15 protein-coding genes, 3 tRNA genes and 1 pseudogene are annotated in these 12,557 nt (G+C 68.2%); 10 read left to right on the forward strand and 9 right to left on the reverse strand.

Features of this window, described 5'->3' with window-relative positions; translation table 11 throughout:
- Window positions 1-18 precede the first annotated feature (18 nt).
- Window positions 19-93 (forward strand) — tRNA-Gly (locus tag BUA54_RS12775).
- 122 nt (window positions 94-215) lie between these two features.
- Window positions 216-290 (forward strand) — tRNA-Gly (locus BUA54_RS12780).
- A gap of 57 nt (window positions 291-347) precedes the next feature.
- On the opposite strand, the gene BUA54_RS12785 is transcribed toward BUA54_RS12780, so the two are convergent.
- Window positions 348-587: an Lrp/AsnC ligand binding domain-containing protein gene (locus BUA54_RS12785; RefSeq protein ID WP_072857620.1), complete on the reverse strand. Its 240-nt coding sequence runs from the start codon at window positions 585-587 to the stop codon at window positions 348-350.
- A gap of 119 nt (window positions 588-706) precedes the next feature.
- Between BUA54_RS12785 and hisB the strand changes: the two genes are divergently transcribed.
- Window positions 707-1,297 (forward strand): imidazoleglycerol-phosphate dehydratase HisB, encoded by a 591-nt coding sequence (gene hisB / locus BUA54_RS12790; RefSeq protein ID WP_072857621.1) that lies wholly within the window; start codon window positions 707-709, stop codon window positions 1,295-1,297.
- Window positions 1,294-1,932: an imidazole glycerol phosphate synthase subunit HisH gene (gene hisH / locus BUA54_RS12795; protein WP_072857622.1), complete on the forward strand. Its 639-nt coding sequence runs from the start codon at window positions 1,294-1,296 to the stop codon at window positions 1,930-1,932. Before hisB ends, hisH begins: the two co-directional genes overlap by 4 nt.
- 93 nt (window positions 1,933-2,025) lie before the next feature.
- Here hisH and BUA54_RS12800 read toward each other — a convergent pair whose 3' ends face one another.
- Window positions 2,026-2,847: an alpha/beta fold hydrolase gene (locus BUA54_RS12800; RefSeq protein WP_072857623.1), complete on the reverse strand. Its 822-nt coding sequence runs from the start codon at window positions 2,845-2,847 to the stop codon at window positions 2,026-2,028.
- Between the two features lie 81 nt (window positions 2,848-2,928).
- On the opposite strand from BUA54_RS12800, the gene BUA54_RS12805 reads away from it, so the two are divergent.
- Both BUA54_RS12805 and BUA54_RS12810 read left to right on the forward strand, forming a co-directional pair.
- Window positions 2,929-3,840 (forward strand): glutaminase, encoded by a 912-nt coding sequence (locus BUA54_RS12805; RefSeq protein WP_072857624.1) that lies wholly within the window; start codon window positions 2,929-2,931, stop codon window positions 3,838-3,840.
- 144 nt (window positions 3,841-3,984) lie between these two features.
- On the forward strand, window positions 3,985-4,467 hold the full coding sequence (locus BUA54_RS12810) for a lytic transglycosylase domain-containing protein (protein ID WP_425434965.1): 483 nt from the start codon (window positions 3,985-3,987) through the stop codon (window positions 4,465-4,467).
- A gap of 77 nt (window positions 4,468-4,544) precedes the next feature.
- Here the strand turns inward: BUA54_RS12810 and BUA54_RS12815 are convergent, their stop codons facing one another.
- Window positions 4,545-5,687 carry a sensor histidine kinase gene (locus BUA54_RS12815; protein WP_072857625.1) on the reverse strand — a complete coding sequence of 381 codons (1,143 nt, stop codon included), beginning with the start codon at window positions 5,685-5,687 and terminating at the stop codon, window positions 4,545-4,547.
- A gap of 287 nt (window positions 5,688-5,974) precedes the next feature.
- Window positions 5,975-6,364 carry a DUF2147 domain-containing protein gene (locus BUA54_RS12820; RefSeq protein WP_072857626.1) on the reverse strand — a complete coding sequence of 130 codons (390 nt, stop codon included), beginning with the start codon at window positions 6,362-6,364 and terminating at the stop codon, window positions 5,975-5,977.
- A gap of 131 nt (window positions 6,365-6,495) precedes the next feature.
- Between BUA54_RS12820 and hisA the strand changes: the two genes are divergently transcribed.
- The gene (hisA, locus tag BUA54_RS12825) at window positions 6,496-7,212 is read left to right on the forward strand and encodes a 1-(5-phosphoribosyl)-5-[(5-phosphoribosylamino)methylideneamino]imidazole-4-carboxamide isomerase (protein WP_072857627.1); all 717 of its coding nucleotides are present in this window, start codon (window positions 6,496-6,498) and stop codon (window positions 7,210-7,212) included.
- Here the strand turns inward: hisA and BUA54_RS12830 are convergent.
- Window positions 7,209-7,652 (reverse strand): DUF302 domain-containing protein, encoded by a 444-nt coding sequence (locus BUA54_RS12830; RefSeq protein WP_072857628.1) that lies wholly within the window; start codon window positions 7,650-7,652, stop codon window positions 7,209-7,211. The two genes, hisA and BUA54_RS12830, sit on opposite strands and share 4 nt — an antisense overlap.
- An 88-nt stretch (window positions 7,653-7,740) precedes the next feature.
- Between BUA54_RS12830 and hisF the strand changes: the two genes are divergently transcribed.
- Window positions 7,741-8,502 (forward strand): imidazole glycerol phosphate synthase subunit HisF, encoded by a 762-nt coding sequence (gene hisF, locus BUA54_RS12835; RefSeq protein WP_072857629.1) that lies wholly within the window; start codon window positions 7,741-7,743, stop codon window positions 8,500-8,502.
- Complete coding sequence (locus BUA54_RS12840) at window positions 8,499-8,810, forward strand: phosphoribosyl-ATP diphosphatase (protein WP_072857630.1); 312 nt, start codon at window positions 8,499-8,501, stop codon at window positions 8,808-8,810. The genes hisF and BUA54_RS12840 overlap by 4 nt, the downstream gene beginning before the upstream one ends.
- A gap of 123 nt (window positions 8,811-8,933) precedes the next feature.
- On the opposite strand, the gene BUA54_RS12845 is transcribed toward BUA54_RS12840, so the two are convergent.
- A complete protein-coding gene (locus tag BUA54_RS12845; protein ID WP_178352745.1) occupies window positions 8,934-9,410 on the reverse strand; it encodes a CoA-binding protein in 477 nt (158 codons plus the stop codon).
- Window positions 9,411-9,647: 237 nt separating this feature from the next.
- A complete protein-coding gene (rlmB, locus tag BUA54_RS12850) occupies window positions 9,648-10,427 on the reverse strand; it encodes a 23S rRNA (guanosine(2251)-2'-O)-methyltransferase RlmB (protein ID WP_072857631.1) in 780 nt (259 codons plus the stop codon).
- Window positions 10,428-10,570: 143 nt separating this feature from the next.
- Here rlmB and BUA54_RS21250 point away from each other — a divergent pair.
- Window positions 10,571-10,654 (forward strand) — tRNA-Tyr (locus tag BUA54_RS21250).
- A gap of 210 nt (window positions 10,655-10,864) precedes the next feature.
- Here BUA54_RS21250 and BUA54_RS12855 read toward each other — a convergent pair.
- Complete coding sequence (locus BUA54_RS12855) at window positions 10,865-12,103, reverse strand: glycerate kinase type-2 family protein (protein ID WP_072857632.1); 1,239 nt, start codon at window positions 12,101-12,103, stop codon at window positions 10,865-10,867.
- 313 nt (window positions 12,104-12,416) lie between these two features.
- Window positions 12,417-12,557 (reverse strand): annotated as a pseudogene (locus tag BUA54_RS20850) (S-(hydroxymethyl)glutathione dehydrogenase); the annotation flags it as partial.

Consider the following 12,557-nt stretch of genomic DNA (forward strand, 5'->3'; position numbering starts at 1 on the left):
TCACCGCTACCGACGGACGCGGGCGTAGCTCAGGGGTAGAGCATAACCTTGCCAAGGTTAGGGTCGAGAGTTCGAATCTCTTCGCCCGCTCCACCGGTCAACGAAAAGGGTCGCCTTCGGGCGGCCTTTTCGCGTTTCAGGGTGTCGCGAATTTTGCGGATTTCCCCTTGCGGCCGCCGCGCCGCTTTTGTAGATCGCCTCTACCGGATGGCAGCGCGGGCGTAGCTCAGGGGTAGAGCATAACCTTGCCAAGGTTAGGGTCGAGAGTTCGAATCTCTTCGCCCGCTCCACCGGTCGGACGAAAAGGGTCGCCCTCGGGCGGCCCTTTCGCGTCTCAACCTCCGGCCTCAGAACGCCTTGAAGGTCAGGGTGGTCAGCGTGCGTTCGATCCCGGCGATGCCGGCCACGCTTTCGTTGATGAAATGGCCCACGTCCCGGTCGGCGGGCACATAGGCCTTCATCAGCAGGTCGAAGTCGCCGGAGGTGGAATAGAGCTCCGAGTGGATCTCGCGCAGGGCGATGGCGTCCGCCACGTCGTAGGTGGTGCCGGGCTTGCAGCGGATCTGGACGAAGACGCAGGTGGTCATGGGCGGGCCTTTCGGATGGGATTGCGCCGAACTTGCACCAGTGGGCACCCCGGCGCAATCGGTGCCTTGGCGCTGGCGCCGCCCCTGCCTATAAGGCCCCAAGACAAGGGGAGACGCCGATGCGCACCGCCACCATCACCCGCAAGACCGCCGAGACGCAGATCAGCGTGACGCTGAACCTCGACGGCAGCGGAGTTTATGACAACAAGACCGGGATCGGGTTCTTCGACCACATGCTGGACCAGCTGTCGCGGCACGCGCTGATCGACATGACGATCCGCGCCACGGGCGACCTGCACATCGACGACCACCACACCGTCGAGGATACGGGCATCGCCATCGGTCAGGCGCTTGTGGCCGCGCTGGGCGACAAGCGCGGCATCCGCCGCTATGCGGATTGTCACCTTGCCATGGATGACGCGCAGGTGCGTTGCGCGCTGGACCTGTCGGGGCGGCCTTACCTGATCTGCAACCTCGGCCTGCCCTACGGCCGGATCGGGCCAAGCTTCGACACCGAACTGGTGCGCGAATTCTTCCAGGCGCTGAGCACGCATGGCGGCATCACCCTGCACATCGACCGGCTGCACGGGTTCAACAGCCACCACATCACCGAGGCGGCCTTCAAGGCCGTCGCACGGGCCCTGCGCGCGGCGGTCGAGGTCGATCCGCGCAAGGCGGACGCCATCCCCTCGACCAAGGGCAGCCTGTGACCACCGTCCTGATCGACTACGACAGCGGCAACCTGCATTCCGCGCAGAAGGCCTTCGAGCGCATGGCGCGCGAGACGGACGCGGGCCCGGTGATCGTCACCGACGATCCGGACGCGGTGGCGCGGGCCGACCGCATCGTGCTGCCCGGTGACGGGGCCTTTCCCCACTGCCGTGGCGCGCTGTTCGGCCGCAAGGATCTGGCGCAGGCGATCCAGGAGGCGGTAGAGCGGCGCGGCGTGCCGTTCCTCGGCATCTGCGTCGGCATGCAGATGCTGGCGACGACCGGGCACGAGTACGAAGAGGTCTCGGGCCTTGACTGGATCGGCGGCGACATCCGGCGGATTGCCCCCGCCGACCCCGCGTTGAAGATTCCGCACATGGGCTGGAACGATCTGGTCATCGACCGACCGCACCCGGTGCTGGCGGGGCTTTCGACGGGCGATCACGCCTATTTCGTGCATTCCTATGCCATGCAGGTGGCCGATCCCGCCGATCTGCTGGCGCACGTGGATTACGGCGGCGCCGTCACCGCCGTCGTGGGCCGCGACACCGTGGTCGGAACCCAGTTCCACCCGGAGAAGAGCCAGGCGGCGGGGCTGCGCCTGATCGCGAACTTCCTGAACTGGCGGCCCTGACGTCGGATCGCACGGCGATCCGATCCGCCGGGGGGCCAGCCCCCCGGACCCCCCGAGGTATTTTCGACGAGAAGAAGGGGACCGGGGCGCTGGTCAGGGCTTGAGGAAGGCGAGCATGTCGTCCACGAGTTGGTCCTTGTGTGTCGCGGTCAGGGCATGCGGGGCGCCGGCGTAGACCTTGTAGGTGACGTTCGCGATCATGTCGGCGGCCCGGGCCCCGGCGGTGTTGATCGGCACGATCTTGTCGCCGTCGCCGTGGACCACCAGCGTCGGCACCTTGAAATGGGCCATGTCGGCGCGGAAATCCGTCGTGCCGAAGGCCGTCACGCAATCGATCGTCGCCTTCGGGCTGCCCATCATCGCCATGCCCCACATCCAGTGGCGTGCCGCGTCGGAAACGCCGCCCTCGTCGGTGCCCTCGCCGGTGAAATCCTTGAAGAAATCCTGCAGGAAGCCCTGACGGTCGTCGCGCAGGCCGGCCTTCATGCCGGCGAAGACCGACGGATCGACACCATCTGGATTGTCGTCCGACTTCTCCATCCCCGGCGCGACCGAGGAGATCAGCATCGCCTTGGCGACGTTCTGGCCAGCATGCCGCGACATGTAGCGACTGACCTCGCCGCCGCCCATGGAAAAGCCCGCGATCACCGCGTCCTTCAGGTCCAGCGCCGCGATCACGTCGGCCAGATCGTCGGAGAGCGTGTCGTAGTCGTAGCCCGCAAAGGGCTGGTCCGACCGGCCGAAGCCGCGGCGGTCGTAGGCCACCACGCGAAAGCCCGCCTCTGCCAGTTTCACGGACTGGTATTCCCAGCTGTCGGCATCGAGCGGCCAGCCGTGGATCAGCACGACGGGCTGCCCCTGCCCCCAGTCGTTGACATAAAGCCTTGTGCCGTCCCGGGTTTCGATCATTGGCATGGTCTGTCCTTTCGGTCATGGTCCGCTATGGGATGAACGGGCCGTGCGGGCCGCAGTTCCATCACACTCAGCGGAGCGGTCATGGACATCGCGGCGATCCTCGACGACATCGGCGCCGCCATGGCGCGGGCCACGGACCGCGGCCGGGTCGCCACCTATATCCCGCAACTGGCGCGCGTCGATCCGGCGCGGTTCGGCATGGCGGTGGCCCTGCCCGACGGTCGGCTGTTCACGACCGGCGACGCCGCTGTTCCCTTCTCGATCCAGAGCATCAGCAAGGTCTTTACCCTCGCGCTGGCGCTGGGGCGCATGGGCGACCAGATCTGGGCCCGCGTCGGACGAGAGCCCTCGGGTCAGGCCTTCAACTCGATCCTGCAGCTGGAGCACGAGCGCGGGATCCCCCGCAATCCCTTCATCAACGCCGGCGCCATCGTGACGACCGATGCGGCGCTGGCGGGCCATGCGCCGCGCGAGTTCCTGGGCGAACTGCTGCGATTCATCCGCGCCGCCGCCGGCGACGACGACATCCACATCAACGACCGGATCGCCGCGTCCGAACAGGCGACGGGTGATCTGAACCGCGCCCTCGCCTATTTCATGGCGGCCCACGGCAACATGGTGAATCCGGTGGACATGACGCTGGGCGCCTACTTTCACCAATGCGCTGTTGACATGACCTGCGTGCAGCTGGCGCGGGCCGCGCTGTTCCTGACCGGTGCCCCCGGCGCGCCGGCGCTGGTATCCGCCGCGCGGCGGCGGCGAATCAACGCGATGATGATGCTGTGCGGGCACTACGACGCTTCCGGAGATTTCGCCTATCGCGTTGGTCTGCCAGGGAAAAGCGGCGTCGGCGGCGGCATCATGGTGGTGGCGCCCGGCCGCGCCGGCATCGCCGTCTGGTCGCCCGGCCTGAACGCGCAGGGCAACTCGAAACTGGGCACCGAATCGGTCGAGATGCTGGCCCGCGCCACCGGCTGGTCGGTTTTCGACTAGGCGGGTCCGCGCCGTCACTGGCGAGTATCTGCCGACGTTTTTCCCCATTGTTTACGGATGCCGCCGCGGCAGTCTAAGCCCGTCGCAGGTTCAACAGTGACGGAAAACGGCAAAATGCGGCAGATGCTTCGCGGAACGTGTGTGATGATGTCATTGGTGGGCCTGTCGGCCTGCATGAACGTAACCACCCCGCCAGAGGCCATGTCCTTTGCCGCGACGGCCCCCAAGGCCCCGGCGGTCGATCTGACGATCCCCATGCACGCCGGAGAGACGCGTGAACTGCGCGCCCTGATCCAGAAATACGCCGCGCTCTACGACATTCCCGAAAGCCTGCTGCACCGGGTCATCATACGCGAAAGCGGCCACAACCCCGCGGCCCGCAACGGCCCCTACTACGGCCTGATGCAGATCCTGCCCGCCACCGCCCGCGGCATGGGCTTCAAGGGCGAGAATAAGGATCTGCTGGATGCGGAAACCAACCTGAAATACGCGGGCAAGTATCTGCGCGGCGCCTGGATGCTGTCCGACGGGTCAGAGGCGACCGCCGTGAAGTGGTACAGCCAGGGCTACTACTACGAGGCCAAGCGCCGCGGCATGCTGGTGCAGACCGGCCTGCGCAAGGCCTGATCCTGCCGTCCTTATATCGGCGATGACACCGACGGCGCACGCAGGCGCCATCGGTGTCGTCGCGACGAACGGAGGGCCTATTCCGCAGCGATCGCCATCGACGGCGCCTGCTGTTCCAGCGCGATACCGATCTCGTAGCCCGCATCGGCCTTCTGGGTCATGCGCATGTCGGCGCTGATCGCGGTCGCCAGCGAATGGATCAGCGACAAGCGCAACGTCATCGGTGTCGACGTCTCTGCGATCGTTGCCTGCGACCCGGCCGCACTGCGGACCTCGCCGTCGACAAGGTCGGACAACTGCGGCGGAACATCCTCCAGGGACAGCCGCCCGCCGGGGCTGCTCAGCCGGATCGACTGGTCGTCGGCGATCGACAGCACGATCTTGCTGCCGGCGGCGGATGCACCGATAGCGGCCTGCAGCAGGGCGATCAGCAGGTTCTTGATCACATCCTCGACGCTGTGGGCGACCGCATGGTCCGACGCCTGCAGCTCTACCGTCACGCCCCGCTTTTCCGCATGCAGGTGTTCCAGCGCAATCGCGTCCCGGGCAAGGGTCACAAGGTCGACGTCGACGCTGTCCTCGATCATCTGGCTGCGCACCTCGTTGTCGGACAGATCGAGGACGGAATTCAGCGTCTTCAAAAGGTCGCTGCCGCTGTTGCCGATCTTCGCCAGATATTTCTTGTAGGCCTCGGTCCCGATCGGACCGATCGCCTCGGCCCGCATGATATCGGCAAAGCCGAGAATATGGGTCAGCGGCGTGCGGAAGTCGTGCCGCATGCCGGCAATGATCTTGAACTTGGCGGTGTAGTCCCGCTCGATCTGCGCGCGACGCAGCTCCGTCGCGGCCATGCTGCCGTCCAGACGGGTGATGCACTCCTGCACGCTGGCCATCAGCACACCGGCGCCGTCCGTATAGCGCGACGGAAGGCGCGGCAGCTTGCGCTCGCGCAGATAGCCGTCCGCGGCCTGAGTCGCCGCGGCAATCGGCGCAAGCAGCGCGTTCATGACGAACATCGTCGCCGCCGTGCCGATCAGCGTTGCGATCAGCATGGCGATCAGCACGTCGATCTGCTGCATGAAGGGGGTCGTATCGGCCAGCAGCACATAGGCCACGGCGCCGAACATCGGCACGTGCACCCCCAGAAAGCTGACCAGCAATATCTTGCCCGTATAGGTGGACGGCAGATTCCGCCGCGCCATGAATTCGTAAATTTTCACACTTCGCTCCAGTCACTCGAAAATCGCTAACATTTCGTTAACGGAGCAATTCATTCGTTAATGCGTCGGATGTTGGGCGATAAGGGGGCGGGACGATTTGGCCTGCAAAAAGGTTAATGCAGCGCAGGTTTCGCCTGATGCAAAAGCCGACGGACCGTCTCGTCACCGCCGCCACGGGCAACGATGACCCCCAAGGAAGACGCCTGTCAGCCTTTCGGCCGACAGGCGTCATCCCGTCCTTTTGCCGGGCGGTCGGCCCCCGGCACACCGGCGTGCCGTCCCGATGACTACTTCACGCGCGCCCAGTTCTGGCTTGCGCACAGCAGCCCACCGGCAATGCAGCCCTGCAGCCGCAGCGCATTGCCGCTGACCTGCATCTTGCCGGTGTAGGTCTTGCCGTTCGACGGGCGATAGACCTGTCCCGCATAGGTGCCGTCGCCCTTGGGCGCCATGCCGATGACGATCTGCCGGCCGATGTTCTCGGACTGATAGGGCGTGCCGTCGGCCTTGTAGGTCTGCGTGATCGTGCCGCAGACGGCCCCGCCGCAGGGCGTCATGCTGACATAGGCAAAGGCGCCATCGTCCACCTCGGTCTGCCATGTCCCGAGGGCGGCATCCTGCGCCGTGGCGGCGGTGGCGAAGGTTGCGGCCAGCAGGGCCGCGATCAGACGTGTCATCGTTGGGTCTCCTCCCCTTGAAACTGTCCGCACCTTGGCGCACCTGCGGGGGCGATCAAGTCTGACGCCACGTCGGTTGCCTTTTCCGCGGGCTTTGCGCACAAGACCGCAAACCGGCCGGAGTCCTCACGATGATCCTCTACCCCGCAATCGACCTGAAGGACGGACAGGCCGTCCGCCTCGTCCATGGAGAGATGGACCGCGCGACGGTCTTCAGCGACGATCCTGCGGCACAGGCGCAGGTCTTCGTCGACGCCGGCTGCCAGTGGCTGCATCTCGTCGACCTGAACGGCGCCTTCGCCGGCACCCCGGTCAACGCCGCCCCGGTCGAGGCGATCCTGCAACGCTGCAAGGTCCCCACCCAGCTCGGCGGCGGCATCCGCGACATGGCCACGATTGAACGCTGGCTGACGCTGGGCCTGTCGCGGGTGATTCTCGGCACCGTCGCCGTCGAGGATCCCGACCTCGTGCGGCAGGCCGCCCGCGCCTTCCCCGGTCAGGTCGCCGTCGGCCTCGACGCCCGCAACGGCCGCGTCGCCACCCGCGGCTGGGCCAAGGAAACCGACATCATCGTCACCGACCTCGCGAAATCCTTCGAGGATGCGGGGATCGCCGCGATCATCTACACCGACATCCTGCGCGACGGCGCGATGAAGGGCCCCAACGTCGCGGCCACCGCCGACCTCGCCCGCGCCGTGTCGATCCCGGTCATCGCGTCGGGCGGCGTATCGTCGCTCGACGACCTCACCGCCCTGAAGGAGACCGGGGTCATCAGCGGCGCGATCTCGGGCCGCGCCCTCTACGACGGCGCGCTCGATCTGCGTGCCGCCCTCGCGGCGCTGGCCTAGCCGCCCGTCGCCGCGTCGGTCAGCCCCTCCAGCGCCGCGTCGATCTGCGCCCGGTAGGGCGCGTCGGCGGGAATCGAAAGCCCTTCGAACAACGTCGCCGTATCGGCCCAGACGACCTGCGTCGCACCCGCCGCATCTGCCATCACAGCGACCCGCAGCGGCAGCACCAGCCCCGCCATCGGATCATCCGCGATCGCCTGCGACCCCAGCGCCGCATTGCCGAAGACCAGCACCTGTGCCTCCGGCAGCTCGAACCCCGCGTCGGCCCCCGCCGCCTCGTGATCGACCACGGCAAGGACCGTGGCCCCGGCGGCAGTCACCGCTGCCATCAGATCCGTCATCGTCTCGTCGACGGTCTTGGGGCTGGCCTTCTGATGCACCTCGGCCATGGCAGGCCCTGCCAGCAGCACCGCCGCCGCGATCATCGTCGTCCTGAACATCTCGCAAACTCCTTCTTTCGCGCTCCAACCCAGGCTCCCGCGCGGATGTTCCCTTCCCTCGCCCCGCGATCCGGCCTAAAAGGCCGCCATGCTCAAGACCCGCATCATCCCCTGCCTCGACGTGGCCAATGGCCGCGTGGTCAAGGGCGTCAACTTCGTCGACCTGCGCGACGCGGGCGATCCGGTGGACGCCGCCATCGCCTACAACGCCGCCGGCGCGGACGAACTCTGCTTCCTCGACATCATGGCGACCGAGGAAAACCGCGGCACCATGTTCGACCTCGCCACCCGCACGGCAGAGGCCTGCTTCATGCCGCTGACCATCGGCGGCGGCGTGCGCACCCACCACGACGTGCGCGCCCTGCTGCTGGCGGGGGCCGACAAGGTCAGCTTCAACTCCGCCGCCGTCGCCAACCCCGACGTGGTGACCGAGGCCGCCCTGCGCTTCGGCAGCCAGTGCATCGTGGTCGCCATCGACGCCAAGACCGTGGCCCCCGGCCGGTGGGAAATCTTCACCCACGGCGGCCGCCGCCCCACCGGCATCGACGCCGTCGCCTTCGCCCGCACCATGGCCACGAAGGGCGCGGGAGAGATCCTGCTCACCGCGATGGACAACGACGGCGTCAAGACCGGCTACAACATCCCCCTCACCCGCGCCGTGGCGGATGCGGTCGACATCCCCGTCATCGCCTCCGGCGGCGCCGGCACCCTCGATCATCTGGTCGAAGGCGTGACCGAAGGCCACGCCAGCGCCGTCCTCGCCGCCTCGATCTTCCACTTCGGCACCTACACGATTCCCCAGGCCAAGGCCCACATGGCCGACGCCGGCATCCCGATGAGGCTGTCATGACCCTCGACGACCTCGCCGCCACCATCGCCGCCCGCAAGGACGCCGACCCGGACACCAGCTGGACCGCGAAGCTGCTCGCCAAGGGCCCCGCAAAATGCGCCGAGAAATTCGGCGAGGAAGCGGTCGAGGCGATCATCGAGGCCGTCCGCGGCGACCGCGCCGCCCTGACGTCCGAGGCCGCCGACACCCTCTACCACCTCCTCGTCATGCTCGCCGCCTGCGACGTGCCGCTCTCGGACGTCATGGCCGAACTCGCCCGCCGCCAGGGCACCTCCGGCCTGACGGAAAAGGCGTCGCGCCAGCCCTGACCGCCGCATCGGACGCGGATCGACGGGCCGGGCTCCGCACCTCCCGCGGGCCAGCGGCGCAATGGCACCCCATGTCCTTCTTCTGGTCTGAAAGACCTCGGGGTCCGGGGCTGGCCCCGGTCCTCAGCCCAACCGCGACGAGATCACGCCGGTATTGAACCCGCCCATCCGCAACTCGCCGAACAGCCGCTGATACTCGATCTTGGGGCAGCGATCCTGCACCACCGTGACGCCACGGGCCCGCGCCACCGCGGCGGCCTGATCGTGGCGCACCCCCAGCTGCAGCCAGATCACGTCAAGGCGCGGCCAGCGCGCCAGCGCCGCATCCACGATCTCCGGCACCGCCTCCGACCTGCGGAACACATCGACCATGTCGACCGCGCCCGGCACCTCCGCCAGCGACGCATGGACCGTCTCGCCCAACAGCTGCTGCCCCGCCAGCCCGGGGTTGACCGGCACGATTCGGACCCCCTTCAATTGCAGGTAGCGCGCGACGAAATAGCTCGGCCGCACCGGGTTCGCCGACACGCCGACGATCGCCACGGTCTTCACCCGGCGCAGGATCGCCTTCAGTTCGGCATCTGTGGGCACATCGGTCATGGCACGACCCTTCGGCGAAAAAACGCCCGGGTCAAGCCCGGGCGCAGTCTGGAACGAGGGATGTGTCTGCGGACAGGTCCGGTTCCAAGACCCTGCCCTGACAAACATGTGGTGTGACCGCGCGTCCCCTGCCAGAGCGCCTCGCGACCCTGTGAAGCGCCGCCTCCAGGGTCGGGCGGGCGGGCGTCGCGGCCTTCGGCCGCGCGGTGGCCCGACCAGACCCCGCGGCGCGCGCGCCTAGGTGCCCCGCGCCGCGTAAAGTGCCACCGCCGCCGCGTTGGACACGTTCAGCGACCCGAATCCCCCCGCCGCCCCGATCCGCACCAGCACGTCGCAGGTGGCGAGGCTCTTTTCGCGCAATCCCGGCCCCTCGGCGCCCATCACCAGCGCCACGGGCCGGTCGCGCCGCCCCTCCAGCGCCGCCTCGATCGTCGTGTCCGCCGTCCCGTCCAGCCCCAGAACGAGGTATCCCATGCCCTGCAGCTGCGTCATCGCATCCGCCAGGTTGCGCACCCGCAGATAGGGCTGCCGCTCCAGCGCTCCGGACGCGGTCTTGGCCAGCGCCCCCGTCTCGGGTGCCGCGTGCCGCTGCACCGCCACCACCGCCCGCGCGCCGAAGACCTCCGCCGACCGCAGGATCGCGCCGACGTTATGCGGGTCCGTGACGCGGTCCAGCAGCACGATGCGCGGCGGTTGCGGCCCATCCCCCAGCGCGATGTCCTCGAGGCTGCCCCAGTCCAGTGGCTTCACCTCCAGCGCGGCGCCCTGATGGACCGACCCCGGATCGATCGGCGCCGCGAACCTGCGCGGATCGCTGATCTCGGGGACGACACCGGACTCGGCCACAGCGTCCCCTAGCCGGTCCAGCGCGTTGCGCGTCACCACCAGCCGCAGCTTCACGCGGGCCGGGTTCAGCAGGGCATCGCGCACCGCATGCAGGCCGAACAGCCAGATCGTTTCCGACGCGGCAAGCCGCTTGGCCTGCTCCTTCTCGATCACCCATTTCGGCTTCTGCATCTCTGATCCCCTGACTGTCGGCCCCCCGTTACAGGATATCGCGGCCCCTGTGAAGGAACCGCCGGGACCTCGCCTTTTTGCGTCCGGGGTCCGCCTTTTTCCAGTTGACGCCCCCCGCCCCCACAGCTATCCCGCCACTCAGTGGGCGACAGGCCGCAAGGTGTGGCAGGAGACTGTAACTCTCTCGCGGAGACGCACGCCTGGTTCGATTCCAGGGTCGCCCACCACTTCCCCGACCCCCCCCCTGCGAAAGCACCTTCGGGCCGAAATCCGGTTGTCGGAATGCCGCAAGCGTCGCGCCCCGCCCCCCCGCTCCGGCAAAAGACCCCGGGCGCGCCCATGATCGCACCAACATGCCCTTGACCCATCGCCCGGACACGTAACCTGACCTCCTCCGGCACGCGCACGCGGGCCGTCGTCCTGCAAAGGCGCTCCCGTCACGGCAGGATCAGGATCGCCCGCAGGTCGTTCACGTTTGTCAGGGTCGGCCCGGTGATGACCTGATCCCCCAGCGCCTCGAACAGGGCGTGGGCATCGTTGGCCTCCAGATCGGCGCGGGGGTCGCGCCCCATCGCCCGTGCCCTTGCCAGCGTCTCCGGCCCGATCAGGGCACCGGCCACATCCTCGATCCCGTCGATCCCGTCCGTATCCCCGGCCAGCGCATGGATGCGCGGATGACCGTTCAGCGCCACCGCCAGGGCCGCCAGAAATTCCACGTTGCGCCCGCCCCGCCCGCGCCCCCGCAGGGTCACCGTCGTCTCGCCCCCCGACAGCAGGACGCAGGGCGCGGCGAAGGGCAGACCGTGCTGCGCCACGCTCTGCGCGATGCCCGCCAGGGTCCGCGCCACCTCGCGCGATTCGCCCTCCAGCGCATCGCCGAGGATGTGGCAGGCGAAGCCCGCCGCCTCCGCCACTGCCGCCGCCGCCCGCAGCGCGATGAGCGGAGAGGAGACGAGGGTAAAGACCGCCCCGGCCAGTCGCGGATCGTCGGGCTTCACACTCTCCGACAGGGCCGGCACCGCGATGCCATGGCGCGTCAGGATCGCGCGGGCCGCGTCGCAGGTCGTCGGGTCGCCCACCGTGGGACCAGAGGCGATGACGCCCGCCCCGTCCCCGGGCACATCGGAAATCGCCAGCGTCACCACCCGGGCCGGATGGCAATGCGCCGCCAGCCGCCCGCCCTTCACCCCCGACAGATGGCGCCGCACCGTGTTCATCTCGGCGATATCGGCGCCGGAGGCGAGCAGCGCGGCGTTCACCGCCTGCTTCTCGGCCAGGGTCACGCCCGGGGCGGGGTCGACCAGCAGCGCCGATCCCCCGCCCGAGATCAGGCAGATCACCAGATCATCCGCCGTCAGGTCGCCGCAGGCCGCCCAAAGCTCTGCCGTTGCCGCCTGTCCCGCGGCATCCGGCACCGGGTGCGACGCCTCTCGGATCGTGATGTGCCTGCAGGGCACGCCGTGGCCGTAGCGCGTGATCACCAGACCGCTCAGACTCTCCGGATCGGGCCAGTGATCCTCCACCGCCCGCGCCATCGCGGCAGAGGCCTTGCCGGCTCCGATGACGACGGTCCGTCCCCGGGGCGGCGGTGGCAGATGCGGCGGCACGCACAGGGCAGGCTGCGCCGCGGCGACGCCGGCGGCGAACATGGCGCGCAGCAGGGACTCCGGGGTCATCGCACTCTCCGACATGGGCTTGCCCCCACACTAGGGGCACAGCCCGAGAGCGTCCATTGCCACGAAAGTCGCCCCCCGCCGCAGGGCTGGCCCGGGAGCCGATTTTTCGGCGAAAAATCGGAGGCGCGCGTTGCAGCGAAAGGCAGCGGACCTGCCGTCCCGCGCGTGGCGGGGGATCGGGGGCTGGCCCCCGATGCCGATTTTTCTCGAAAAATCGGAGCGGCGCCCGCGGTGGGTGCGGCGCATGGAAAAGGCCCGGTCGCGCGGGACCGGGCCTGTCGGGGGGCCCCTTGGCTGGGTCGGCGGATCGGGGTCAGTAGATCACCACGCCGCGGATGCTCTCGCCGTGGTGCATCAGATCGAAGCCCTTGTTGATGTCGTCGAGCGGCATCGTGTGGGTGATCATCGGGTCGATCTCGATCTTGCCCTGCATGTACCAGTCCACGATTTTCGG

Source organism: Loktanella atrilutea (assembly GCF_900128995.1).
Classification (GTDB): Bacteria; Pseudomonadota; Alphaproteobacteria; order Rhodobacterales; family Rhodobacteraceae; genus Loktanella; species Loktanella atrilutea.